The 24344-nt window shown below is 64.8% G+C and carries 29 protein-coding genes, 2 tRNA genes and 1 pseudogene; 10 read left to right on the forward strand and 22 right to left on the reverse strand.

What is annotated here, in order from left to right; translation table 11 throughout:
- Positions 1-56 precede the first annotated feature (56 nt).
- The 4 genes from NVV79_RS19550 to NVV79_RS19565 form a co-directional block, all read right to left on the reverse strand.
- On the reverse strand, positions 57-737 hold the full coding sequence (locus tag NVV79_RS19550) for an RraA family protein (protein WP_303993009.1): 681 nt from the start codon (positions 735-737) through the stop codon (positions 57-59).
- Positions 738-1472: a FadR/GntR family transcriptional regulator gene (locus tag NVV79_RS19555; protein ID WP_303993011.1), complete on the reverse strand. Its 735-nt coding sequence runs from the start codon at positions 1470-1472 to the stop codon at positions 738-740.
- Positions 1466-2284 carry an SDR family oxidoreductase gene (locus NVV79_RS19560; RefSeq protein WP_303993013.1) on the reverse strand — a complete coding sequence of 273 codons (819 nt, stop codon included), beginning with the start codon at positions 2282-2284 and terminating at the stop codon, positions 1466-1468. The genes NVV79_RS19555 and NVV79_RS19560 overlap by 7 nt, the downstream gene beginning before the upstream one ends.
- Before the next feature lie 173 nt (positions 2285-2457).
- Positions 2458-2533: transfer RNA gene (locus tag NVV79_RS19565), tRNA-Gln, on the reverse strand.
- A 177-nt stretch (positions 2534-2710) separates the two neighbouring features.
- Here NVV79_RS19565 and NVV79_RS19570 point away from each other — a divergent pair.
- A tRNA-Pro gene (locus tag NVV79_RS19570) sits at positions 2711-2787 on the forward strand.
- A gap of 66 nt (positions 2788-2853) precedes the next feature.
- Here NVV79_RS19570 and NVV79_RS19575 read toward each other — a convergent pair.
- The 5 genes from NVV79_RS19575 to pcaD are packed head-to-tail and all read right to left on the reverse strand — an operon-like array spanning position 2854 to position 6447.
- The gene (locus tag NVV79_RS19575) at positions 2854-3891 is read right to left on the reverse strand and encodes a 3-carboxy-cis,cis-muconate cycloisomerase (RefSeq protein WP_303993015.1); all 1038 of its coding nucleotides are present in this window, start codon (positions 3889-3891) and stop codon (positions 2854-2856) included.
- 19 nt (positions 3892-3910) lie between these two features.
- A complete protein-coding gene (gene pcaG / locus NVV79_RS19580) occupies positions 3911-4531 on the reverse strand; it encodes a protocatechuate 3,4-dioxygenase subunit alpha (RefSeq protein ID WP_303993018.1) in 621 nt (206 codons plus the stop codon).
- A complete protein-coding gene (pcaH, locus tag NVV79_RS19585; protein ID WP_303993021.1) occupies positions 4531-5277 on the reverse strand; it encodes a protocatechuate 3,4-dioxygenase subunit beta in 747 nt (248 codons plus the stop codon). Before pcaH ends, pcaG begins: the two co-directional genes overlap by 1 nt.
- Positions 5274-5660, reverse strand: a complete 387-nt coding sequence (pcaC, locus tag NVV79_RS19590) for a 4-carboxymuconolactone decarboxylase (RefSeq protein ID WP_303993023.1) — start codon at positions 5658-5660, stop codon at positions 5274-5276. The genes pcaH and pcaC overlap by 4 nt, the downstream gene beginning before the upstream one ends.
- Positions 5653-6447, reverse strand: coding sequence for a 3-oxoadipate enol-lactonase (pcaD, locus tag NVV79_RS19595; RefSeq protein ID WP_303993026.1), 795 nt, complete (start codon positions 6445-6447; stop codon positions 5653-5655). The genes pcaC and pcaD overlap by 8 nt, the downstream gene beginning before the upstream one ends.
- Positions 6448-6594: 147 nt before the next feature.
- On the opposite strand from pcaD, the gene pcaQ reads away from it, so the two are divergent.
- Positions 6595-7518, forward strand: a complete 924-nt coding sequence (pcaQ, locus tag NVV79_RS19600) for a pca operon transcription factor PcaQ (RefSeq protein WP_303993029.1) — start codon at positions 6595-6597, stop codon at positions 7516-7518.
- Positions 7519-7563: 45 nt separating this feature from the next.
- Here pcaQ and NVV79_RS19605 read toward each other — a convergent pair whose 3' ends face one another.
- Positions 7564-8517: a nucleoside hydrolase gene (locus NVV79_RS19605; RefSeq protein WP_303993031.1), complete on the reverse strand. Its 954-nt coding sequence runs from the start codon at positions 8515-8517 to the stop codon at positions 7564-7566.
- A 448-nt stretch (positions 8518-8965) separates the two neighbouring features.
- On the opposite strand from NVV79_RS19605, the gene NVV79_RS19610 reads away from it, so the two are divergent.
- Complete coding sequence (locus NVV79_RS19610) at positions 8966-9331, forward strand: MarR family winged helix-turn-helix transcriptional regulator (RefSeq protein WP_303993033.1); 366 nt, start codon at positions 8966-8968, stop codon at positions 9329-9331.
- 29 nt (positions 9332-9360) lie between these two features.
- On the opposite strand, the gene NVV79_RS19615 is transcribed toward NVV79_RS19610, so the two are convergent.
- Positions 9361-9768: a response regulator gene (locus NVV79_RS19615; protein WP_303993035.1), complete on the reverse strand. Its 408-nt coding sequence runs from the start codon at positions 9766-9768 to the stop codon at positions 9361-9363.
- Positions 9769-9874: 106 nt separating this feature from the next.
- The gene (locus NVV79_RS19620) at positions 9875-10486 is read right to left on the reverse strand and encodes a biotin transporter BioY (RefSeq protein WP_303993038.1); all 612 of its coding nucleotides are present in this window, start codon (positions 10484-10486) and stop codon (positions 9875-9877) included.
- 96 nt (positions 10487-10582) lie between these two features.
- On the opposite strand from NVV79_RS19620, the gene NVV79_RS19625 reads away from it, so the two are divergent.
- Entirely contained in the window at positions 10583-11497 is a 915-nt protein-coding gene (locus NVV79_RS19625; protein ID WP_303993041.1) for an MBL fold metallo-hydrolase, read from the forward strand.
- A 73-nt stretch (positions 11498-11570) separates the two neighbouring features.
- Here NVV79_RS19625 and NVV79_RS19630 read toward each other — a convergent pair whose 3' ends face one another.
- The 4 genes from NVV79_RS19630 to pdxH form a co-directional block, all read right to left on the reverse strand.
- Positions 11571-12389, reverse strand: coding sequence for a DUF1499 domain-containing protein (locus tag NVV79_RS19630; RefSeq protein WP_303993044.1), 819 nt, complete (start codon positions 12387-12389; stop codon positions 11571-11573).
- A gap of 74 nt (positions 12390-12463) precedes the next feature.
- A complete protein-coding gene (locus NVV79_RS19635; RefSeq protein WP_303993046.1) occupies positions 12464-13588 on the reverse strand; it encodes a M48 family metallopeptidase in 1125 nt (374 codons plus the stop codon).
- Positions 13588-14772, reverse strand: a complete 1185-nt coding sequence (locus NVV79_RS19640) for a DUF898 family protein (protein ID WP_303993049.1) — start codon at positions 14770-14772, stop codon at positions 13588-13590. Before NVV79_RS19640 ends, NVV79_RS19635 begins: the two co-directional genes overlap by 1 nt.
- Positions 14773-15117: 345 nt before the next feature.
- Positions 15118-15741 (reverse strand): pyridoxamine 5'-phosphate oxidase, encoded by a 624-nt coding sequence (pdxH, locus tag NVV79_RS19645; RefSeq protein ID WP_303993053.1) that lies wholly within the window; start codon positions 15739-15741, stop codon positions 15118-15120.
- Positions 15742-15847: 106 nt separating this feature from the next.
- On the opposite strand from pdxH, the gene NVV79_RS19650 reads away from it, so the two are divergent.
- On the forward strand, positions 15848-16798 hold the full coding sequence (locus NVV79_RS19650) for a DnaJ C-terminal domain-containing protein (protein ID WP_303993055.1): 951 nt from the start codon (positions 15848-15850) through the stop codon (positions 16796-16798).
- Positions 16799-16968: 170 nt separating this feature from the next.
- Here NVV79_RS19650 and NVV79_RS19655 read toward each other — a convergent pair.
- Positions 16969-17909 (reverse strand): annotated as a pseudogene (locus NVV79_RS19655) (L-threonylcarbamoyladenylate synthase).
- A 67-nt stretch (positions 17910-17976) separates the two neighbouring features.
- Here NVV79_RS19655 and NVV79_RS19660 point away from each other — a divergent pair.
- From NVV79_RS19660 to NVV79_RS19680, 5 genes are all read left to right on the forward strand, one after another.
- Positions 17977-18924 (forward strand): histone deacetylase family protein, encoded by a 948-nt coding sequence (locus NVV79_RS19660; RefSeq protein WP_303993057.1) that lies wholly within the window; start codon positions 17977-17979, stop codon positions 18922-18924.
- Between the two features lie 11 nt (positions 18925-18935).
- Positions 18936-19178: an exodeoxyribonuclease VII small subunit gene (locus NVV79_RS19665; protein ID WP_146288287.1), complete on the forward strand. Its 243-nt coding sequence runs from the start codon at positions 18936-18938 to the stop codon at positions 19176-19178.
- A gap of 30 nt (positions 19179-19208) precedes the next feature.
- Positions 19209-19814, forward strand: a complete 606-nt coding sequence (locus NVV79_RS19670; protein WP_303993062.1) for an SCO family protein — start codon at positions 19209-19211, stop codon at positions 19812-19814.
- Positions 19811-20557 (forward strand): TlyA family RNA methyltransferase, encoded by a 747-nt coding sequence (locus NVV79_RS19675; RefSeq protein WP_303993065.1) that lies wholly within the window; start codon positions 19811-19813, stop codon positions 20555-20557. Before NVV79_RS19670 ends, NVV79_RS19675 begins: the two co-directional genes overlap by 4 nt.
- 74 nt (positions 20558-20631) lie before the next feature.
- Complete coding sequence (locus tag NVV79_RS19680) at positions 20632-20934, forward strand: alkylphosphonate utilization protein (RefSeq protein ID WP_303993067.1); 303 nt, start codon at positions 20632-20634, stop codon at positions 20932-20934.
- A 3-nt stretch (positions 20935-20937) separates the two neighbouring features.
- Here NVV79_RS19680 and aroC read toward each other — a convergent pair whose 3' ends face one another.
- From aroC to fabI, 5 genes are read right to left on the reverse strand one after another with little or no spacing between them, the layout of a single operon-like run.
- Positions 20938-22053: a chorismate synthase gene (gene aroC, locus NVV79_RS19685; RefSeq protein WP_303993068.1), complete on the reverse strand. Its 1116-nt coding sequence runs from the start codon at positions 22051-22053 to the stop codon at positions 20938-20940.
- Between the two features lie 48 nt (positions 22054-22101).
- Positions 22102-22506 (reverse strand): type II toxin-antitoxin system VapC family toxin, encoded by a 405-nt coding sequence (locus tag NVV79_RS19690; RefSeq protein ID WP_303993070.1) that lies wholly within the window; start codon positions 22504-22506, stop codon positions 22102-22104.
- The gene (locus NVV79_RS19695) at positions 22503-22766 is read right to left on the reverse strand and encodes an antitoxin (RefSeq protein ID WP_303993071.1); all 264 of its coding nucleotides are present in this window, start codon (positions 22764-22766) and stop codon (positions 22503-22505) included. The genes NVV79_RS19690 and NVV79_RS19695 overlap by 4 nt, the downstream gene beginning before the upstream one ends.
- Before the next feature lie 56 nt (positions 22767-22822).
- Positions 22823-23434: a histidine phosphatase family protein gene (locus tag NVV79_RS19700; protein WP_303993073.1), complete on the reverse strand. Its 612-nt coding sequence runs from the start codon at positions 23432-23434 to the stop codon at positions 22823-22825.
- 55 nt (positions 23435-23489) lie between these two features.
- The gene (gene fabI / locus NVV79_RS19705) at positions 23490-24305 is read right to left on the reverse strand and encodes an enoyl-ACP reductase FabI (protein WP_303993217.1); all 816 of its coding nucleotides are present in this window, start codon (positions 24303-24305) and stop codon (positions 23490-23492) included.
- Positions 24306-24344 lie beyond the last annotated feature (39 nt).

The following is a 24344-nucleotide window of genomic DNA, read 5'->3' on the forward strand; positions in this document are numbered from 1 at the left end:
TCCTCTGGTGACGTGACAAAATTCTGATTGGCCGGCCCGTGGGCCGGCCGCTTTGTTCAGACCGGGCCGCCGGTCTTGCCGACGGGCCAGATGCTCTGCAGGTTCTCGCCGGCCAGGATGCGCTGGCGGCAGGCGACTTCGTTCTTGCCCAGCTCGTCCGCAGCGTCGGCGATCACGCCGACCAGCTCGGATGGAATAACCACGACGCCGGTCACGTCGGCGAAGATCACGTCGCCAGGTCGGATGCGGACGCCGTCAATATTCAGGTCGACCTGATAGTGGGTCGCTTCCATGCGGCCCGACACGCCCACTGGGCTCATGCCCTTGGCAAACAGGGGATAGTCGAGCTTGCGCACCTCGGCGAGGTCGCGCACCGTGCCGTTGACCACGGTCGCCGCCGCACCCTTGGTCTTGGCGCCGCTCGACATCAGTTCGCCGGTGCCCGAGCCTTCGGCGCAGGAGGAATCCACCATCAGGATGCCACCCTTGACCACCGCATCGATGGCGCCGTGATAGACGTCCTGCGGCTGGCCCACGCGGGGGCTGGGTTCATAGAGCACGGTCGAGACCGGCCCGCACACCACCTGGCCGGGCGCCAGCACGCCGAACTGGCTGATGCCCTTGAGGTAGCCATAGGGTCCGCGCCCGTCGAGCACGTCGTGGATATCGCCCGAATACCACTTGGCGAGGCGCTTGATGGCGGCCCAATCGGTCTGGTTGTAGTCGTAAGCGGCCATTTAGCTGGGTTTTCCTTGTTGGTTGGCGGCGTCGATCGCCTGCTGGAGATAGGCGGTGGAATTGTCGATATGCTCGCGCATCAGCGCGCGGCTGCCTTCGACCTTGCCGGTGCGAATGGCGTCGAAGATGGCTTCATGCTCGGCCACGCCCTCGGCCTGCGTCTTGCTCGGCACGCGGCTGGTCAGGCGGATGACGTCGGTAATCAGCGCATAGAGATTGCCGTAGACGCTGGAGAGAATTTCATTGCCCAGCGACTGCACTAAAGCCCGATGAAACCGCGCATCGGCCTCGGCATATTGAGAAAACTCCTTGGCGCCAGAGAGTTCGTCGAGCGCGGCGGCGACATCGGGGGACAATTGCCCCTCCCCCGCCGCCAGCCGGCCCACCACTTCGAGCTCGAACATGCGCCGCACATCCATGAGTTGGACGAGATAGGCCGGGTCTTCGGCAAAAAGGCTGCGCACCGTGGTGGCCAGCGAGCCGAGGAACTGCTCGACGTCATCACGCACCACTTCGGCCCGCTCGCCATGCTTGCGGCGCACCAGCCCCTTGGTCTCGAGAATTTGCAGGCCCTCGCGCACCGAGCGCGTGCTGATGGCAAAGCGCCGCGCCAGGTCGGCCTCGGACGGCAGGCGTTCACCCACCTTCAACTCACCGGACAGGATTTCGGCCTCGATGGCCGAAACCACCGAGGCATGCAGCTTCCCGCGATCCGGTGCGGCCGGGGTCACCATGCGGTGAAACCGCCATCGACCACGACATTGGAGCCGGTCATGTAGGAGGAGGCGTCGGAAGCGAGGAACTGGATGACGCCGTTATATTCGCCCTTCTCGGCCTGGCGGCGCATCGGCACCCGCTCGAGGAAATTGTCGACGAATTCCTTGTCGAAGCTACCGGTCTTGACCCCGCCGAAGGAGATCAGGTTGCAGCGGACATTCTTCTCGGCCCAATAGGTCGCCACATAACGGGTGAGGTTCACCAGGCCCGACTTGGACGCGGCATAAGACACGGCCTTGATGAAGGGTACGCCGTCGCGCTTCTCGCGATAGGCATAGAGCGCCTGGTTGGGGGAGACGATGCCGTAGATGGAGCCGACATTGATGATGCTGCCGCGACCCTGTTCGGCCATCTTGGCGCCGATCACCTGGCTGCACAGCATGACGCCGGTCAGGTTCACATCGATGATGTCGTCCCAGAATTTCTGCGGATAGACCTCGAAGGGCGCGTTCTGCTCGGCGCCGCCATCGGGCTTGGAGTCGATGCCGGCATTGTTGACCAGTACGTCAGGCACGCCCCAATCGGCGATCAGCTTGTCCGTGGCGGCTTCGAGCGCCGCCTTGTCGGTCACGCTGGCCTCGTAGACCCTGATGCTGTCGCCGAGACCGGGGAACAGCTCGTCGAGCTTGTCCTGCGTCACCGGCCGGCGGCTATAGACCGCCACCTTGGCGCCGGCCTTGGCCAGCGAGGTCGCGAATTCGCGCCCCAGTTGCCCCAGGCCACCCGTGACGACAATCACCTTCCCCGCGACGCTAAACAGATCAGACATCAACCGCTCCAACATATGTCATAAGTCATATGTCATAAGCGGATGAATGACCGAGAGCAAGCCCCGGCAGGCAACAAGCGGGAAAGCTGTGGGAAAGCTCGCGGCAAACACCGGGCGCGCAACGGCCAAAGGCCAAGCCCGCATGCCGATGATTTCAGCGATTTACGGAAGGTTGGCTGGGGTGCCAGGATTCGAACCTGGGAATGCCGGTACCAAAAACCGGTGCCTTACCGCTTGGCGACACCCCCAACTTGGCGCGGTTCCTACACGGTTTGCCCGGGCTTCGCAACACGGCCGCAACGGCTGTAAAAAGCCTGCTCTAGACGCTTGAATGCGCGGGCAAGCGCAGCTATAACCCGCCCCATTGCGACAGGCAGCGCGCCCGAAACCGGCCCGCCGCCACCACATCCCGAGTCGCTTTTCTGACGGAGTATAGCGCAGCCTGGTAGCGCACCTGCTTCGGGAGCAGGGGGTCGCGTGTTCGAATCACGCTACTCCGACCAATCAGCCCGGCCTCTCACGAGGCCGGGCTTTTTTCATGCCGTAAGATCTTGCTGCAAGTCCGCTAACTAGTTGCTGGTTATGCTCAATTGGTCCAGCAGCATATCGGTCAGCCGCAGGCTGGCGCCGGTCGTGACCAGCAGGGGTGGCAGGGTCAGCCATTCCAGCGTCCAGGCGGCGCCCGAGCGCTCATATTCATGCACCATGGCCTGGCCGAGAATGCCCGACAGGCCGGCATTGTGACGCGCCAGCGCCACCAGCACCTCGGCATTGACCGGGTTGGCCTTGTGCGCCATGGCCGACGAGCCCCCTGCTCCTTCGAGCCGAACTGCCCCCACTTCGTTCTGCGCCAGCAGGGCCACGTCGGCGCCGAGCTTGCCGAGCGAGCCGCTGATCAGCGCCAGGAGATTGCCCAGCGCCACAATAGGGTCACGCGTCGCCTGCCAGGGGCCGGCAATGCCGAGATCGAGCCGCCGCGCCATGCCGGTGGCAATGGCGTCGCCATGGCCGCCAAAGCTGCCGCGATCACCCACCGGCCCGCCCAACTGCACCACCAGCAAAGTCCGGCGCATGCCGGCCAGCGCCCGCAGGTAGCGCTGCAAGGGCTCGCTCCAGCTACCGATCTTGGCGGCCCAGCTGGTGGGCAGCGCCACCTGCATGCGTGTATGGGCCATCAGCGGGCGGGACCCGGCTTGGGCAGCCAGTGCTTCCAGCCGGTCCAGCAGCGCCGTCAGCCGCGCCTCGTAGATATCGAAGGCCTTGGCCAGCTGCAGCATCAGCGCGGTGTCGATCACGTCCTGGCTGGTGGCGCCCTTGTGCAAAGCGGCGCGATGCGGCTCGGCCACGTCGGCCCGCAATTGCCGCACCAGCGCCGGCACCACGACGCCATCCTGCGCCATGCCTGCAGCAAGCTCGGCCCGGTCGGGCACGAAAGTGGCAATGGCCGAACGGATGGCGTCTGCCGCAGCCTCATCGATCCAGCCGCAATCGGCGCTGGCCTCGGCCAGGGCGGCTTCGACGGCCAGCATGGACGTCAGTTGCGCATCGTCGGAAAGCAGCGCTTCGATTTCGGCGTCGCCGGCAAGGGCTGAGAGCAGCGGGTTCATGGCAACCAGTATGGCCTGCTCACATATCGAAGAACACTGTTTCCTTGTCGCCCTGCAGGTGAATGTCCAGCACGTAGCGCGGCACGTCCCCCGCCTCCTTGCGGGCAATCAGCGTCAGGCGGCGGCGCGGGTCCATGATCTTGTTGAGCACGAAATCGGTGGCATTCGCCTCGGCCTCGTCCTCGAAATAGAGGCGGGTCTGCAGGCCGATATTGATGCCGCGGGCCACGATCCACAGGTTCACATGCGGGGCCATGGGCCTGCCGTCGGGGCCGGGCACCGGGCCGGGCTTGATGGTTTCGAAGGTAAAGATGCCTTCGGCATTGGTCGGCTGGCGGCCCCAGCCGGTAAAGGCCGGGGCCGAATTGGAATTCGGCCCCATGGGCGCGGTATAGGAGCCGTCTGCATCGGCCTGCCACAGCTCGAGCAGCGCATCGTTCACCAGCGCGCCCGAACCATCGAAAATCCGCCCGGTAATGATGATGCGCTCGCCCTTGGTGTCATCGGTCAGCATGGTGCTGCCCGGATCGGCGTCGTAGACGCCCCTGATCTCGGCGAAATTGGGCGTCAGCCCGATATGCACATAAGGTCCTGCCGTCTGCGACGGGGTTTCCTTGAGCGTGGGAACCGGGTGCAGCATCAATTGCCCTCCAGCTTGTTCTCGAACATGGTCGAGCGGCGGCCGCGCAGCACGATATCGAAGCGATAGGCCAGCGCATCCATGGGCGTGGTGTTGTGGCGGTCGAGCCGGGCGATAAGCTGGTCGATGGCCGACTTGTCGGCGATGGAGCCCACGATCGGGCATTGCCAGATCATCGGGTCGCCTTCGAAATACATCTGGGTGATCAGCCGTTGCGCGAAGGCATGGCCGAAGACCGAGAAGTGGATATGGGCCGGCCGCCAGTCATTGCCGCCATTGGGCCAGGGATAGGCCCCCGGCTTGATAGTGCGGAAGGAATAGAAGCCGTTCTCGTCGGTCAGGGTCCGCCCGCATCCGCCGAAATTGGGGTCGAGCGGGGCGAGATAGGCTTCCTTCTTGTGGCGGTAGCGGCCACCGGCATTGGCCTGCCAGAATTCCACCAGCGTATCGGGCACCGGCCGGGCATTCTCGTCAAGCACCTGGCCATAGACGATCAGCCGCTGGCCGATGGCCTCGCTGCCATCCTGGCTGTAATTGCGGATCAGGTCGTTATCGAGCGGGTTGATTGACGAATGGCCAAAAGTCGGCCCGGTCAGTTCCGAAGCCGTGCCGCCGAGCGACAGCAAGGCGTGTTTGGGGGCGCGGAAGGTCGTGCTCTTGTAGCCGGGCGTATTGGCCGGCGGATGCCAGTCGCGATTGCGCGGATAGAGCGCGCCGTCCGCTCCGGGTAGAATTATGCCGCTCATTGCCGCGCCTCCCGCTTGGCCAGTTCTTCCTTTGCCACCCTGAAGGCCCGGTTGGCTGCTGGCACGCCGGCATAAACCGCCACATGCAGCAGGGCCTCCTTGATATCGTCCGGCGAACAGCCGGTATTGGTGGTGGCCCGCACATGCATGGCCACTTCCTCATCATGCCCCAGTGCGGCCAGCAGCGCGATGGTCAGCATGGAGCGCTCGCGCTTGCTCAAGCCCGGGCGTGACCATACCGAGCCCCAGGCGCCTTCGGTGATGAAGGTCTGGAAATCGTCGTCGAACGGGGTGCTGCGCGAAGTGGCGGCATCGACATGGGCATTGCCGAGCACCGACCGGCGCGTCGCCATGCCGTGCTCGAAGCGCGTGGTTTCAGCCATGGCCGTGCTCCTTGAGGAAACCGAGGATCAACGCCGCCAGCTCGGCGGGTTGCTCGATGGAGGGAATATGCCCGACGCCGGGAAGGATTTCGAAGCGCGATCCGGCGATGGATTCGGCGCAGCTCCGCACCAGTTCCACTGGCGTCGACCGGTCGGCCTCGCCGGCAACTACCAAAGTGGGTGTGGCGATAGCGCCGATCTGCGCCGTTAGGTCGGTATCGCGCAAAGTTGCGCAGGTGGCGGCATAGCCCACCGGATCGCTGCGCAGGAAGAGATTGCGCCAGCCGGCCAGCGCATCGGGGTGTTGCTGCTGGAAGTCGGGGCTGAACCAGCGATCCATCACCAGGTCGGCGATAGCCCCGAGCCCCTCCTTGCGCACGGTGTCGATACGCGCGTTCCAGCCGGCCGCATCGCCCACTTTGGGTGCCGTGTCGCAGAGTATCAAAGCCGCCAGCCGCTCCTGATCGCGCAGCGCAAGCCCCTGGGCGATCAGCCCGCCGACCGAAACCCCAGCCAGCGCCAGCCGCTCGATACCTAGATGATCGAGCAGGCCCGTGAGGTCATCCACATGGTCTTCCAGCGCGTAGTCTCCCGGCGGCGTGTCGCTCAGGCCATGGCCACGCTTGTCATAGGAGAGCACGCGATAGCGGGCGGAGAGTATGTCGATCACCCCGTCCCAGATGCGCGCATCGGTGCCCAGCGAATTGACCAGCGCCAGCACCGGCGCATCGGCAGGGCCGGCCAGCCGGTAATGCAGCAGCACATCGTTAATCCGAACGCAGTCCATCCCGCCTCCCCGCCCCCGATATAAGGCGCTATCGTCGCAGAAGTAAAATGACTAAAACACACCAAACGATAACCTGACGATTATACAAACTGGACAAGTTTGCGGTCGGATCGCATCGCAGGGCCCATATCATAACCGGAGAAGTCGTTGGTCGCGCGCCTCATCGACCCCCGCATCAAGCTGCGGCACCTTGTCTGCTTCATCGAGGTGGCGCGGCTCAAGAGCGTCGTCAACGCCGCCGAAGCGCTGAATATCAGCCAGCCCGCGGCTTCCAAGACCATCCAGGAGCTCGAGCAACTGCTGGGCGGCAGCCTGTTCGATCGCAGCAAGCGTAACCTGTTCCTCGCGCCCTTCGGCGAGGTGTTCTATCGCTATGCTTCGACCAGCCTCGCCGCCTTGCGACAGGGCGTCGACGTGGCCCGTGGCGCGCATGAGGCCACGATCGTCCGGGTCGGCGCGCTGCCGACAGTCTCCGCCCGCATCCTGCCCGATGCGGTCAAGGCCTTCACCGCGACCGGTTCGGGCGTGCATACCCGGGTCATTACCGGGCCCAACGATCACCTGCTGAACCTGTTACGCACCGGCGATGTCGATTTCGTCATCGGCCGCATGGCCGAGCCCGATGCCATGGTTGGACTGTCCTTCGAGCATCTCTATTCGGAACGCGTGGTCATGGTGGTCCGGTCGGGTCATCCCCTGCTCAGCGAGCGCAGCTTCGACCTGTCGATGATCGAGCCCTATCAGACGTTGATGCCCACGCCCAATTCGCTCATCCGCCGGCTGGTCGACCGGATGCTGCTAACCCATGGCATCACCAAATTGCGCGACGAGGTGGAAACCATCTCCGACGCCTTCGGGCGCGCCTATCTCGGCCAGACCGACGCAGTGTGGATCATTTCAGAGGGCGTGGTCGCCCGCGATCTGGAACAGGGACGGCTCGCCTTGCTGCCGGTCGATACCAGCGAAACGACCGGCCCGGTTGGCCTCACAATGCGGACCGATACCGCATCCACCATGGCCGCGGACAGCCTGAAACAGGCCGTTCGCGACGTCGCCGCCAAGTTGCGCTGATCTAGTTTCGCTGCCCATGAGGAACCGGACTTCCCCAAGATTGCTTCAGCCGGCAACCGTCTCGCGGTAGTGCCGCAATACGGCATCGGCGTCGACTGCGGTGCAGACCAGTTGGGCCGGGCGGTTCGCCCAGTCGGGGTGCCCACCCTTGCGCGCGGCCGGCATCTGGATGGTCTGGCCGGCGGCAATGCCGTCGCGCACCACGCAGATCGGGCCGGAGCGTGTTTCGAACCAATCGGGGTATAGGGTATAGGTCACGGCCAGCAGGTCATGCCCCACCACCCCGGCCAGCCCCATGATTTCCTTGTAGAAGCGGGCATAGTGGTCCGACATCTGGCGCAGCAATTCGCCATTCTCGCCGGCCTCGGCCGAGAGCGCCGCCAGATAGTCCTCGCTGAGGATGATGTCATGCGTCACATCGAGCCCCACCACCACGACAGGCCAGTCGGCGGCAAAAATCTCGTCGGCTGCGACGGGATCGCCATGGATATTGGCTTCGGCGGCCGGGGTGATATTGCCGCTGCGGCCCTCATAGCCGAAGGCGCCGCCCATGATCACCACCTGCTTGGCCAGCCCGGCAATGGCGGGGTCCTGCCGCAGCGCGAGCGCCAGGTTGGTCATGCGCCCCACGGCGATGATCGTCACTTCGCCGGGATGGGCGCGCAGCGTATCGATGATGAACTGCGCTGCCGTTCCGGGCTGCAGGCCGGTCTCGTCCACACGCGCCGGAATCTCGATATCACCCAGCCCGTTATGGCCATGCACAGCGACCGGTTCCGGCTTGATCTTGCCGTCCAGCGTTTCGCCGGCGCCCTGGATGACAGGCGCGGCAAGACCGAAGCGCTGGCGCAGGAACAGGGCGTTGCGCGTCGTGGTGGCAATGTCGGCATTGCCCACGACCGTGGTGATGCCCAGCAGTTCGATTTCAGGCAGCTTGCTCAGGTAAAGCAGCGCCATGGCGTCGTCGATGCCCGGATCGGTATCGAAGATGACCTTCATCTCTAATGTCCAATACTGTATCGCGCCCTGCCTTGCGGACCTCGACGCGTGAAGGAAATGGGGAGTGGAGCGCATGCTCCATCGAAGGCGGCGAGCAATCACAGCGGATGGCCGCCGTCAAGGTGCCTCGCCGACGCTCCCGCATGTTCGCCTTTTTACGGGCTGAATTTCGGGGTGAAATCGATATCGAGACGCGGACCGTCAACGCCCACCTGACCATTGGAAATCCACACTTTTGTACACATGAATCAGTGAGCAAATAACATTTTTAACGATGCTGTGACGCGGCGTTGTTCGTCGTGTAAAAGGGTTTGTATGAATGCGGGGCACGAAAATGATCAAACCGGCCCGGACGCCAGCGCGTCGGGGCCGAAGTGTTGCGGCGGAGTTGGCTTTGCGGTCCCTTTCGACATCTGCGCTCGCCGAACTACTCGAGCTTACGGCTCGAATGTTGCATTCGCGTGGCTATGCCGCGGACCTGTTTCCGGCACAGTGGGCCGCCTTGCGGTATTTTTCCCGCGCCCCGGTCGGCCAGCGTACGGCTAGCGAACTGGCGCGTTTCCAGGGCCTTGCCAACGGACCGGTGAGCCGCACCGTGCGCACGCTGGTGCAGAAGGGTCTGCTGGCCAAGGCCGCCGAGCAGCCCAAGGGACGGGCCGAACTGCTCGAATTGACCAGCGCCGGCCGCACCATGCTTGAGCAGGACCCCACGCTGGCGCTTGAGGAAGTGATCAGCGAACTGGGCATCGCCGAGCAGGAATGCTTTGCCCGCTCGCTCGAACTCATCGTCCGGCGCCTGTCAGTGCTGCGCTAGGGCTAATCAACATTCATCTCAGGCCGGCCTCAGTGAATGTCGATTGGCGCTAGGGGCGGAAACAGCGCCAGGATCTCCCGGACCAGCTCGCCGATATCGAAGGGTTTCACATAGACCTTGCGCGCACCCCAGACCAGGGCCAGCGCCGCAGCCGACGCGATGGAGAGCCCCGGCCCGCCCCCGGTCACCACGAAAATCGCCGACAGCGGCGACACGGTGCGAATCGACTGGATCACCTCTATGCCGTCGGCGCCCGGCATCCACAGATCGGTCACTACCACGTCGAACGTATCGCGACGCAGGGCCTCGATGGCGTCCCTGCCATTGCCGACTTCGGCCACGCTGAAGCCAACCGCGCTCAGCGCCTGCTGCAGTGGCAGGCGATTGTCGGCACTGGCATCGGCTATCAGCACCGTTCGGGTCGACGCGTTATTCATCGGCTCCCCCAGAACCCGCTCTCACCCAATCCGTTGCTCAGTGAGCAGTAGAATGTCAAGCAAAAGGCCGGCACAAGGCCGGCCTTTTTCAGTCTTTTGCAGCGGTTTAGCGCTTGGCCAGAATATTCCATGCGCCGGTTACAGTCAGCGCGGCCAGGGCCATCTTGAGAATATCCCAGATGACGAAGGGCTGGATGGCGCCGGCAAAGGCCGAGGCAACCACGTTGTTCTGGTCGATCCAGCCGGCATTACCGGACAGAGCCAGCAGCCAGACGAAGCCCAGCACCAGCAGCACGGCGTCGGCGGCAACCATGGCGACAAACAGGGTCAGCGGCTTGCCCGAAGCGCCCTTGTCGGTGGCGTAGCCGATGATGGCGGCCATGACGAGGAAGCCGAGCAGGAAGCCGCCGGTCGGGCCGACGAGATAGGCCAGGCCACCGCCAGTGGCGAAGACCGGCAGGCCGACAGCGCCTTCGAGCAGGTAGAGCGCGACAGTGGCAACGCCGATGCGCAGGCCGAAGGCCGCCGCGAGCGCCGCGATGGCAAAGCCCTGCAGCGTCACCGGGACGGGCCAGACCGGCACGTTGATCTTGGCGCAGATGGTGATGAGCAGCGTGCCGAGCACGACGGTTGCGAGATTGGACGCGAGGCGCGCAGCATCGCCCTTGGGCTGGAATACACCGAGCAGCGTATTGGGCGTGGTCAAAGTCACGGCCATTTCATACCTTCCATGCTTGTCTGAACCGGCGTCCCCTCCCGGGCCGCGCTGTCGTTCAAATCACGACTTCTTTAGTCTCTCGGCAAAGTGAGTGCAATGGCATCGCCCACCCCCGTCCTGTCCTTCGACAGGGACTTCGACCCCCAGACCGGCCAGCCCGTTCCCGTCGCCGATGGCATAATCCGCATCACCGCGCCCAATGCCAGCGCCTATACATTCACCGGCACAAACAGCTTTCTGCTGGGCCATGAGCGGCTGGCGCTGGTCGATCCGGGGCCGGACGATCCGATCCATCTTGTCGCGCTCATCGATGCCATTGGCGGGCGGCCCCTCGAAGCCATCCTGCTTTCGCATACCCACCGCGACCACAGCGCATCGGCCGCGCGGCTGGCGCGCGATCTGGGCGTTCCGCTCTGGTTCGGCGGCCGGCATCGCCTGTCGCGCCCGCTGCGGCGATTCGAGCGCAACCCCATCCGCAAGTCCTGCAACTGGAATCTGGTGCCCAACCGCACCCTCGTCGATGGCGAATCCATCATGGCGGGCGACCTGCCCATCACCGTCCACACCACGCCAGGCCACTGCGCCAATCACCTGGCTTTCAGCGTTGGAGACATCCTGCTCAGCGGCGACCATGTCATGGGCTGGAATTCGACCCTGGTCTCGGTGCCCGATGGCTCCATGGCCGATTATTTCGCCTCGCTCGACAAGGTCATCGCCCTGCCCTGCCGCCAATATATCCCCGCCCATGGCGGCCCCATTGCCGATGGCCCCGCCTATGCCACCGCGCTCAAGGCCCACCGCCAGATGCGCAACGAACAGGTCATCGCCTCCGTCAAGGCCGGCGCCCGCACCATCAAGGCCATCGTCGCCGCGATCTATCCGGCCCAGCCGCTGCCCGTGCGTCGCGCCGCCGGCCTCACCATCACGGCCCATGTCGAATATCTGGAGGGACTGGGCCTGCTGAAGGTGTCGCGCGGATTGCTGGGAACGCGCATTACCGCAGAAGCCTAAAAACGCATGACAAGCGCCGGGATGAAGCGTGGATTCCCGCCTTCGCGGGAATGACATCGATGGAGAACCGCCACTACTCCGTCACCGTCTCGGGTGTCTCCTCCACCCCTGCCTCCACCGGCAGGTTGGCATTGGGATTGTCCCGCAGCAGGCTGGTCACCGCCTCGTCCAGCGCCGCGAGGAAATCCTCGATCCGCTTGCCGTTGGCACCGAAATCATGCAGCGCGTTGAGCGAGGCCGAACGCATGTCCACCGTCGAATTGGTCAGCGTGCCGGTCACCCTTATCACCACCTCCTCGCGCCAGCCGGGCAGCGTCATGATGCGGGCATTGACCTGCCCGGCATCGAGCCCTGATGTGGGCTCGCGCAACGTGCGGATATCCCAGCCATTGCCCGCCACCAGCGCTTCGACCAGTCCGAAGGTCGGCACCAGCCCCAGCGGATAGGTGCGCGTCTCGACATTGGGAAAGACCGAGGCCATCTCTTCCGCCGACAGCATTTTCGGCGCCGGCATGGCCTGCATACCGGGGTCGAAGACCAGCGGCAGCAGTTCCCGGTCCGTCGTGGCAATGTCGGTCACAGCAGGATAGGTCAGCATCAAATTGCCATACCAAGCGAAGGGCAGCAGGCTCAGCGTGCCGAACAGCAGCCCGGCCAGCGCCTTGTCCCAGCCCCGGTCGCCCGTCTGCCACAGCCGGGCCAGCGCGATCACCGCTGCCAAAACAGCCAGCAGCGCCACCAGCCCCGCGGCCAGCACCGCCACCAGGAACAGATCGCTGGTAATCAGGCCGAAGCGATGCAGCAGCACAGAGATGATGACGAGCGGTATCGCAACGCTGCCCAGCCGGCGCGCCGCAATGGCCCATTTCGATGTCCGGATCAGTATGCGCAATGCCGCCCCTTCACATGCGCCGCAAGATTAGCCGCAAGGTATTGCGCGAATTTGAAGATTTCCCCGCCCGACGCTCATTTGCGCTTGATCTTGCCCGGCGCCCCGCACATGGCGCGGATCGCGCTCCATTCCGCCGCGGTAAAGGGCGGCTCCAGCCCGGTCGGCCGCTGCTGGCTCAACACTTCCAGCGCCGCCTTGCGGTCCTCGGTCAGCGGATGGGTGCTGAGCAAGGCCAGCGCCCGGGCAAAATCATCGTCCGCCCCGACCCGGTTGATCAGGTCCGCCAGCCCCGCCGGGTTGAAATCCATGCGCTCGGCGGCATGTGCCGCAAAACTATCGGCCTGCCGCTCGGCATCGCGCGAAAAGCGCGCATCGATGATGGTCGCACCCAGGCCCGCCGCCACCGAAATGCCCGTCATGTCGCCCAGGATAAAGCCGATCAGCGCACCGGTACCGGCGGTGGAGATCAGTTGCTCCATGCCGTGCCGATGGGCCACATGCCCCACTTCATGCGCCAGCACCCCGGCGAATTCGTCCGGCGTCTCGGCCTGGTCCAGCAGTGCCGAAAAGAAAAAGACCCGCCCGCCCGGCAGCGCGAAGGCATTGGGAATATCCGATTTCACCACGGTGATATCGAGTTCGAACGGCGACCCCGACCCCTCCAGGACCGCCGCGCCAAAGCGCGCAATCGCCCGGTTGGCGAGGCTGTCGGGATCGGGATCGCAGGCCACGAGGCCTCCGCTGTCCCCAAGACTCGCCTCCATCTGCCGCGCCACCGTCTCGCCCAGGCTCCGTTCCCAGGCCGGCGGCACCAGCCCGGCAATGCGGCCGGCCAGCAGCGGCACGCCATAGAGATAGGCCACGATCACCGCCGCCAGCGCCACGGTGGCGGTCACTGCGATCCGGATTTCGCGCCCGGTCTGTTGCCGGCGCTTTTCGGTCAGCACCGGCAGCGTCGCCAGCACCCGGCCCACATTCTCGCGGCCCGTGACCACCACGCGCGCGCCGGCCGGCAATCCATTGGCACCCAGCCGCAATTCATGCTTGCGGCTCGGCACGGCGAACAGGTCACCCGTCGGCCAGCGCGCCAGTTCGGCCCCATCCCCGGCGCGGACCACCAGCGTGCCGGCCGCATGGTCGAGGTCAACGGCGTGAACCGCCGCCGTCAGCCCGTCGTGATAGCGTGCAGCGATCCCCATCAATAGGCTCCGACATTGAGCGCATCAGCCAGGCCTTCACCGCCAAGTCTGGTGTCCTCGCCCCGCGCCCGGACGTCGCCGAGGCTATCGAGTCCGGTAATGCTGGCGCCCTGCGCCACCAGTTTCCAATAGCCCAGCCCCAGGAACAATTCGGCCATCAGGCTGAACGCGGCCAGTAGCAGCAGGTAACCGAAGATGATGGCCACCAGCACGGCGAAACTGCCCTGCAGGTGCTGCATGAACACCGCCGGATCGAATTCGCCCCCGGCAAAGGCGTCGCTGGCCAGGGCGCCCACCACCACGACCCCGCCGATTGCCAGCACGATATAGCTCCCCACCAGCGCCAGCCCGAACAGCATATAGCGCCCGAGCAGCCCCCTGGCCCGCACATGCACGCTCAGTGCCGCCTGTCCCAACCGCACCGCTGAGAACATGCGGCTGAGTTCGCGCGATTGGTAATACAGCAGCACCAGCCCGATCAGCGCTGCGGCGACGAGCATGACCAGCACGCCGCCCGGCCGCGGCACCCCGACTGTCGGCATGGCACCCGTGACCCAGCTCAGGCCCAATCCTCCCGCGCCGAGCAGCACAATAGCCACATAGGAGAGATAGAAGGGGCCGGCCAACTGCTTCCAACTGCCCGTGAAGCCGAATTGCCGGTCCCCATACCAGCTATGGCGATAGCGGTAGCTCCACAGATTGCCTGCCATGAAGGGATAGGCCAGCCCCGCCGTCACCAGCACCAGCAGCGACCAGAAGAAGCGCCGGAACGCATAGTTCCAGGCGCTGCCGCCCTGGTCGCAGCGAATGCCGCGCCACAGCGTCCGCGACAGCCGGAAATCGCGCGCCCGATAGATCGCGTAGCCCATGAGGAACCACAGCAGCACGCCCACGCCGGCATAGCCGATGACGGCCGCTTCCGACGATTGCGTCGAGAGATAGAAGAACAGCCCATAGAGCGGCACGAACACCGCCAGCGCCATCAGGAAACCGAGCAGCAGTTGGATGGCATTGCCGGTATATTCCAGCGGATCGCCGTCGATTTCGGTATTGGACCAGTAAAAGCGCCGCTTCCACGTGGTCAGCCAGAAGCGATAAAGCCCGATCGTGGGAATGAGCAGCACATAGCCGCGCAGCAGCATGCCGCCCAATTCGCCCCGCGTCCCGGTAAACTTGACCGGCACCGGCCGCTCCTGCCCCCAGACCATGATCCACCCTCAAGCCATCGGGAGGGTTTTAGGCGAGGCAGGCGGGATTGGGAAGGTGCGGGCGTCGGCATCTGGCAGGATGGCCGGCCCCCGAGTGGAGCCACCCCTCGCCCCGTGCGGGAGAGGGGGTAATTTCTTCGTTCAGAAGAAATTACGGGTGAGGGGTCTGCGCCCCCCCATGCTTCAATGTGGGCGGATAGCACAGTAGCCCCCTCATCCGCCCTTCGGGGGGAGAAGGGTAGTCCGTGGATGGGGCAACATCGCACCACAAACGCGATCTGTTCCTCCCCCTATCAGGGGGAGGCTAGGAGGGGGTATCCCCTAAGGATAAAGCCGCGCGCTGCTCCACCCATCCCCATCCCGCACGAACCGCACCCGGTCATGCAGCCGGAATTCCCCATCCTTCCAGAACTCGATGCTTTCGGGCACCAGCCGGAACCCCGACCAGTGCATCGGGCGCACCACGGCATCCTCGCCGATTTCCGCGCTGATCTCGGCCACGCGCGTCAGCAAGGCCTCCCGACTCGCCACCGGCCGCGACTGTTCCGACGCCGATGAAGCGATCTGGCTGCCCCTGGGGCGGCTGGCGAAATAAGCGTCGGCTTCCTCCGGCGACACCACTTCCACCGGCCCGCGCATCCGCACCTGCCGGCGCAGCGATTTCCAGTGCATCACCATGGCCGCCTTGGGCTGGGCCAGCAATTGCTTGCCCTTCTCGCTCTCGAAATTGGTGAAGAAGCAGAAGCCTCGCGCGTCGCGGCTGTTGAGCAGCACCATGCGCACATCGGGCATACCCTCGCCATCGACGCTGGCCAGCGCCATGGCGTGCGGATCGTTGGCTTCGGCCTCCTTGGCCAGGGCAAACCATTCCTCGAACACGGCGAAGGGGTCGAGGTCGGTGCGGTCGCTGTCGTCGAACAGGCGCTCGGTCAGCGTCTGGAGCATGGTGGAATCATCCCTTCGTCGCGCATAACTGGACAAGCCAGGAGGGCATGGCCATATAGGACTCGAACCTTGGGCGAAGCAACGCCCTCGACATTGAACGGACCAAATGCGCGATCCCTATACCGTGCTTGGGGTGCCAAGATCGGCGAGCGAGAAGGACATCAAGTCCGCCTATCGCAAGCTGGCCAAGAAGTATCACCCCGACCAGAACCCGGATGACCCAGCGGCGCACGGCAAATTTGCCGAGGCGACGAATGCCTATGACCTGCTGAACGACAAGGACAAGCGGGCCCAGTTCGACCGTGGCGAAATCGACGCCGACGGCAACCCGAAGTTTGCCGGCTTCAACCCCGGCGGCTTCAGCGGTGCCTCGCGCGGCGCTCGTGGCGGCGGTGGCGCAGCGGGTGGCTTTTCGGCCGAGGACATCCTCAAGGAATTCATGAGCGGCTTCGGCGGCCAGCCGCGCGGCGGCATGGGCGGGGACCGCGGCCCGGCCGGCGGCGCCCAGTGGGACCCCTTTGCCGGCACGACCGCCGGTGGCGGGCGCAGCATGAAGGGCGAGGACATCGTGGTGAATGCCACGATCTCGCTGGAAGATGCGCATAACGCCAAGCCCATCGACGTGCGCATGCCCTCGGGCAAGGTGCTGTCGGTCAAGATTCCCGCCAAGGTCGAGGAAGGCCAGCAGATCCGCCTCAAGGGCCAGGGCTCACCCGGGCTCGGCGAGCCCGGCGATGCGCTGGTCACCGTCCGCTTCGAAAAGTCCAGGCAATTCCGTCGCGACGGCGCGGACCTGCGCACCGATGTCGCGCTGGCGCTTTACGAAGCCGTGCTCGGCGCCAAGGTCCGTGTGCCCACGCTCGACGGCTCGGTCGAACTCAACCTGCCCCCCGGCGTCGACACGTCAAAGGCCCTGCGCCTCAAGGGCAAGGGCCTCTATGGCGATGGCGACCTGTATGTAAACCTGCGCGTCGTCCTGCCCCCCGGCGGCGACCCGGACCTGGAAGCGCTGGCCCGATTCATGCGCGACCAGAAGCCGTATAAGGTCAGGGACTGACGTTGCCCCCAGAGTGGAGCCACCCCTCGCCCCTTGTAATTTCTTCGTTCAGAAGAAATTACGGGTGAGGGGTCTGCGCTATCCCATGCTTCAATGCCTGGGGATGATCCGGCGCCCCCTCATCCGCCCTTCGGGCACCTTCTCCCACGAGGGGAGAAGGGGGTCGGTGGTCACCCTCGCGGCGCCGCCGCCCTAGCCAGCCGATCATTGATCGCCTCGCCCAACCCCTCCTCCGGGATCGGCGCCACGGCAATCACCCCCACCCCCGCCGCATCCAGCTCATGCAGCATCGAAAACAAATTCCGCGCCGCCTCGTGCAAATCCCCCGCCGGTGACAGGTTCCGCACCACGCCGTCGAAGTCCGGCACATCCCCAAACGCCAGATAGGCCTCGCCCGCCCGCGGCTCGGCATTGAGCCGCATCTGCGCATTGGGTGCATAATGGCTCGCCAGCATGCCCGGCGCCGCCACGGCACCGCCCTTCTCCGCCAGTTCCACCGACACGCCCAGCCGCCGCTCGATCTCCCCCCGCGCCACCGCCCCGGCCCGCAACTGCACCAGCCGCCCCCCTCGACGCGGATGATGGTCGACTCCACCCCCGCTCGGCACGGCCCGCCATCGAGCACCGGCACTTTTCCCGCAAACCCCTTCCGCACCTGCTCGGCCGTCGTCGGCGACAGGCGCCCCGACGGATTGGCCGACGGCGCTGCCAGCGGCCGCCCCACATCAGTGATAAGCTCCAGCGCCAGAGCATGATCGGGAATGCGGATCGCCACACTGTCGAGCCCGGCCATGACCACATCGGCCAGCCCATTGCCCGGCCTGGCCGGCAGCACCAGCGTCAGACTGGCGGGCCACAGACTGGCAACCTTCAGCGCCAGCGGCGAAAATTCCGCCAGCGCCTCGGCCATGGCGAGGTCGGCGCAATGCACGATCAGCGGGTTGAAACGCGGCCGCCCTTTGGTCTCGTAGATCGATAGCACCGCATCGGCATCCGTCGCATCCGCCCCCAGCCCATAGACGGTTTCGGTGGGAAAGGCGCAGAGCCTGCCCGCGCGCAGCAGGGCGGCGGCTTCGGCCACGGTTCGGGGATCGGCGGCGGCGTGGGTCATGCCGGTTGTTTGACAATGCCGCCCTCGCGCGTCAAGACGAAGGACCGAATCAGGAGACTCATCCCGCGTGACCACGCTGCTCGTCAGCCAGCCGAACTTTGCCGACCATGTCACGCCGCAGGGTCACCCCGAGCGCGCCGACCGCATCCGTGCCGTCGAGGAAGCGCTGAAAAACCCGCGCTTCGACAAGCTCCTGCGCCGCGATGCCCCCACTGGCGATCTCATGCTGGCCGAACTGGTCCACGACGGCAGCTATCTCGCCCATCTGCGCAGCGGTCGGCCGGCCGAGGGCATCGGCCAGCTCGATGCCGATACCTTCATTTCCGCAAATTCGCTCGCCGCCGCCGCCACCGGACTGGGCGGCGCATTGGCCGCGCTCGATGCGGTGCTGCTGGGCGAAGCCGACAATGCCTTCTGCGCCATCCGCCCGCCCGGCCACCATGCCGAGATCGCCACGCCCATGGGCTTCTGCCTCATCAACACGGTGGCCATCACCGCCCGCGAGGCACAGCGCAAATATGGCGCCGAGCGCGTGGCCATCGTCGATTTCGACGTGCATCACGGCAATGGCACGCAGGACATCTTCCAGGCCGATCCCACCGTCTTCTACGCCTCCAGCCACCAGATGCCGCTCTATCCGGGCACCGGCAAAGCCAGCGAGACCGGCGTCGGCAATATCGCCAATGCCCCGCTCGCACCCGACACCGACGGCGAGCGCATGCGCCAGGCTTATACGGACCGCATTATCCCGGCGCTGATCGACTTCGCGCCCGACCTCATCCTCATCTCCGCCGGCTTCGATGCCCATGAGCGCGACCCGCTGGCCCAGCTCAACTGGCAATCATCCGACTATGGCTGGCTCACGGGAAAGTTGATGGATGCCGCCGCGCAGTGCTGCGGCAACCGCATTGTGTCGCTGCTCGAAGGTGGCTATGACCTCAAGGGCCTGGCGGGGGGTGTTTCGTACCATGTCGCCATGCTGATGGACGGCGCCACCGGGCGCCTCGAAGACTAGGAGCCGGGACGATGGCCGACAATGACGATGTCAAGACGCTGAGCTTCGAGGCCGCTCTGGCCCAGCTCGAGGAAATCGTCGGCAAGCTCGAATCAGGCCGCGCCCCGCTGGCCGAGTCCATCGCCATCTACGAGCGCGGCGAAGCCCTCAAGAAGCATTGCGAGGCGCTGCTGCAGGCGGCGGAAGCCCGCATCGAGAAGATCACCCTCTCCCGCGACGGAAAGCCCACTGGCACCGAGCCGCTGGACGCGTAGAATTCGCGGGTTCCAGCAGACCCAGGCAAGATGACCAGTCCCAAATCCCTCCGCAATTTCCGCATCGTGCTCTGGGCGCTGGTCGCCGTGGTGGCCATCGGCGCCACCGCGCTTTATCTGTTCCGCCCGCCGGCCCGCCCGCTCGGCGTTACCGGCCAGCCGTTCGAGCTGGCCTCCACCCAGGGCGGCAGTTTCACCCAGGACAGCCTCAAGGGTACGCCAAGCCTGATCTTCTTCGGCTACACATTCTGCCCCGATGTCTGCCCCACCACATTGGCCGAAACCACCGCCTGGCGCGAAGCGCTCGGCCTCACGCCCGAACAGCTCCGCATCATCTTCGTCACCGTCGATCCGGCGCGCGATACGCTCGATGCGGTCAAGGGCTATGTCGAGGGCTTCGACCCCTCCATCATCGGCCTGGTCGGCGACGAAACCCAGACCGAAGCGGTCAAGGCCGCCTTTGGCGTGGTCGGTGAAAAGGCCGATGGCTATGCCGATGACGACCCCTATTATCTCGTCAATCACACTGCCCTGACCTTCCTCATCGACGCCGACGGCAGTTTCGACGGCACCGTCGCCTATGAGGAAGCCAGCGACACCGCCATTGCCAAGGTCAAGCGCCTGGTCGAGGGATGACCGAGCGCATCCGCCTCGATCTCGCCCTCGAACAGCGCGGGCTCGTCCCCAGTCGCGCCCGGGCCCGCGACGCCATCCTGCGCGGCACCGTCACCATCAACGGCATTGCCGCGACCAAGCCGCACCAGATGGTAGGCCCCGCCGACAAGCTCGCCCTCAGTGACCCCGCCGCCAACTACGTCTCCCGCGCCGCCCTCAAGCTGGTGGCTGGGCTGGACGCCGGTGGCATCGACCCGTCGGGCAAGACCTGCCTCGATGTCGGCGCCTCCACCGGCGGCTTCACCCAGGTGCTGATGGAGCGCGGCGCTGCCCGCATCTACGCCGTCGATGTCGGCCACGACCAGTTGCACGCCCGCCTCAAGGGCAGCACCCGCGTCGCCAGCATGGAAGGCGTCAATGCCCGCGACCTTACGCCCGAACTGATCCCCGAACCCATCGACCTGCTGGTCTCCGACATCAGCTTCGTCTCGGTCACCAAGGTCCTCGCCGCGTCGCTGGCTCTCTGCACGTCCGATGCCGATGCGGTGATCCTGTTCAAGCCGCAATTCGAGGTTGGCCGCCAGAACATCGGCAAGGGCGGCATCGTGACGGATGAAGCGGCCATCGCCACCGCACTGGCCGAGGTCATCGCCTTCGTCACCGCACAGGGCTTCGCCCACCGTCTATCCGTCACCTCGCCTATTGTCGGCGGTGACGGCAATTTGGAAACCGTGCTGGTATTCGCGCGCTCAGACCGCGATTAGCACCCGAATTTGTGTTTGCCGCCCGCTTCGGCTAGGGCAGGACACCTTCCCTTGATCTCGACAGGAATCCAGCCATGGCTGACGCCAATGACGACTATGTCTACGACGAACAGACCGGCGAATGGCGCCCGGCTTCCGAGCTGGCGGCCGAGGCGGCAGCCGGCCCGGCCGTCGTGGACGCATCGGGCAATGTGCTGGCCGATGGCGATTCCGTCGTGCTGATCAAGGACCTCAAGGTCAAGGGCGCAGGGCAGACCCTCAAGCAGGGCACCGTCATCAAGTCGATCCGGCTGACCGACAATCCCGAGGAAATCGACTGCCGCCACGACGCCATCAAGGGCCTCGTGCTGCGCACCGAATTCGTGCGCAAGCGCTGAGTTCTAGTTCCGCTCGAACCCCACCGCGCCCTCCCGCCCGGTCTGGCCGCGATGCCTTAGCGCATGGTCGGCCAGCACCAGCGCCATCATCGCCTCGCCCACCGGCACGGCGCGGATACCCACGCAGGGGTCGTGCCGTCCCTTGGTGATGATGTCGGTATCCTCATTGGCCGTGGTCACGGTCTGCCGCGGCGTCAGGATGGACGAGGTCGGCTTCACCGCGAAGCGGCACACGACCGGATCGCCATTCGAAATCCCGCCAAGAATGCCGCCGGCATGGTTGTTGAGGAAATAGGGCCGCTCCGGTCCGGCCCGCATCTGGTCGGCATTCTCGACGCCCGTCAGGCTCGCCGCCTCGAAGCCGGCCCCGATCTCGACGCCCTTGACGGCATTGATGCTCATCATGGCCGAGGCGAGGTCGGCGCTCAGCTTGCCATAGATCGGCGCGCCCCAGCCGGCCGGTACACGTTCGGCCACCACCTCGATCACTGCGCCCACCGAATTGCCGGCCTTGCGGATGCCGTCGAGATAGTCGGCCCACAGTTCCGCGGCCTTGGCGTCAGCACAGAAGAACGGGTTCTCGCCTACCTGCTCCCAGTCGAAATTGTTATAGTCGATCTTGTGCGGTCCCACCTGCACCAGGCTGGCCCGGATCGAAATCCCCGCCAGCACCTGCCGCGCCACCGCGCCGGCCGCCACGCGCGCCGCCGTCTCACGCGCCGAGGTGCGACCGCCACCCCGATAGTCGCGAAGGCCGTATTTCTGGTCATAGGTATAGTCGGCGTGGCCCGGACGATACTTGTCGCGGATTTCCGCATAGTCCTTGGAGCGCTGATCGGTGTTCTCGATCAGCAGGGAAATCGGCGTACCTGTCGTGCGCGGCCCGTCGGTGCGCTCGTCCTCGAACACGCCTGACAAAATCTTGACCTCATCAGCCTCGCGCCGCTGTGTCGTATATTTGCTCTGCCCCGGCTTGCGCCGATCCAGGTCGCGCTGGATCATCTCCGGGGTCAGGGAAATGCCCGGCGGGCAGCCATCCACCACCACGCCCAAAGCCGGCCCGTGGCTCTCGCCCCAGGTGGTGAAGCGGAAGAGATGTCCTGACGTATTGAAAGACATGGCGCGACCTCGTGGTTGGCCGCTTTCTAGGCAGCCCCGCGCATCAGGTCAATCGAGCCAGTTCTCGACGCGGAGATTTGGCACGCGGGAGAACTCGCGGATGTTGTCGGTGACTATGGTGAGATCAAGAGCGAGCGCGTGCGCGGCGATAAGGATATCGTTTGGACCGATTGGACGGCCTGACCTGGTCAGATGCGCGCGGATGTCTGCATAGGCTACATCAACCGGATGTTCCATTGGCACGACCGCAATCCCGTTCAGAAACTCGTCGACCTCTCGTGAAAGCCGCTCAGATTGCCGATAGGCAGCGCCGAACCGCAGTTCACAAGCCGTTACGATGCTTACACCGATATGTTGATGGCCGAATGCCATCGCCTTGTGCCAAAGCTTGCCCTGCCCGTCGCGCATCAGCCGCGATACGATGTTGGTGTCCAGCAGGACCCTCAGGCTCATAGCTGGGGTTCGTCCAAGGGCAACAGATCGGAGTCGTCAATATCGGGAAAGTCCACCGGACCATATTCGGCGACGACATCGAGGAACGTTTTTTTCCGGTTTACTTTCGGCTCCACAACCAGTCGGTCGCCATCTTTGGTGATGGTCACCTCGGTTCCGGGCAATTCGAACTCCACCGGAATACGCACGGCCTGGTTGCGCCCATTGCGAAACAGGCTCGCCGTGCGGGTCTGCCCCCTATCGATCTTGATCTCATTCATCGGCGCCTCCATCAGGCATATGCCATAACATATGCCTGATCGCGCCAGCAAACAACCTACCCCCGCAGCAGCTCCATCCGTCCCGGCGTGAAATGCATGATCGCGTCCTGCGGCGGCGCCCAGTTGATCACTTCGACGATCGGGGCATGCTCGATCAGCACTCGCAGGGTGCGCGCAATGCCGCCATGGGCCACCACCACCGATGGTCCCTTGAGCACGCTGGAAAACTCGGCCAGCCGCGCCTCGACATCGCGATAATTCTCGCCGTTCTCGGGCCGGTAGTCCCAGTAGTCCTCAGTACGCTCGCCCGGCGCGATGGCCATATTGGCAGGAAGCTGTTCGAACAGTTCTCCTTCCAGCACGCCGAAGGAAATCTCCATCAACCGCACGTCATATTGCACATCCGGCAGGTGCCCCGCGAAGCCGGCGCGCACCCGGTCCATGGTCTCGCGCGTCCGGCCCAGCGGCGAGGCGTGCCATTCGAATGCCTGCGGGTCGAGCCCGCGCGAAGCGAACAGGGCGGCCAGCGTCCTGCCGTTCTGGCTGGCCTGGCCGCGCCCCTTGTCATTGAGCGGAATGTCCTTGCGCCCCTGATAGCGACGTTCGGCATTCCAGGGCGTTTCACCATGCCGGACAAAGTAGATTTCCGGCCAGACGAGGGCTGTCATGATATTCCCGCGCCACCGAGCCGGCGCGTCCTGCAATTGGGGTGGAAGCGAGCGCCTATTCGCTCGCCTCGGGCGCGGCATCGTCGAGCAGCTTCATGCCGACGATATTGAAGCCCGCATCAACGTAGTGGATTTCGCCGGTAACGCCACCGGCAAGATCGCTCAGCAGATATGTCGCCGCGCCGCCCACATCGTCGATCGAGACATTCTTGCGCAGGGCCGAATTGGCCTCCTGCCAGTGCAGCATGTCGCGCAGGCCGGAAATGCCCGAGGCGGCCAGCGTCTTGATGGCACCGGCCGAGATGGCGTTGACGCGGATGCCGGCCTTGCCCAGGTCCACCGCGAGATAGCGCACCGAGGCTTCCAGCGCCGCCTTTGCCACGCCCATCACATTGTAGTTCGGCACATATTTGGCCGCGCCGTAATAGGTCAGCGTCAGCAGCGCGCCGCCTTCGCTCATCAGCGCTTCGGCGCGCTTGGCGACGGCGGTAAAGGAATAGACCGAGATGTTCATGGTCAGCGCGAAATTGTCGGCTGACGTGTCGATATAGCGGCCTTCCAGCTCATCCTTGTTGGAAAAGCCGATGGCATGGACCACGAAGTCCAGCCTGCCCCACTTTTCCTTGATCTGGCGGAAGGTCTCGTCCATCGCCGCATCGTCGGTCACGTCGCATTCGACGAGGAAGTCCGAACCCACCTCGGCGGCCAGTGGTTCGACGCGGCGCTTCAGCGCTTCGCCCTGGTAGGAAAAGGCCATTTCGGCGCCCTGCGCATGCAACTGCTTGGCAATGCCCCAGGCGATCGAACGGTTGTTGGCAAGGCCCATGATCAGGCCGCGCTTGCCTGCCATCAATCCAGTGGCCATTGTTATTATCCCTTGCTGGAGTTGTCGCGCCGGTTGTGGCACATG

Origin of the sequence: Devosia ginsengisoli, assembly GCF_024707105.1 — a bacterium.
GTDB classification, from domain to species: domain Bacteria; phylum Pseudomonadota; class Alphaproteobacteria; order Rhizobiales; family Devosiaceae; genus Devosia; species Devosia ginsengisoli_A.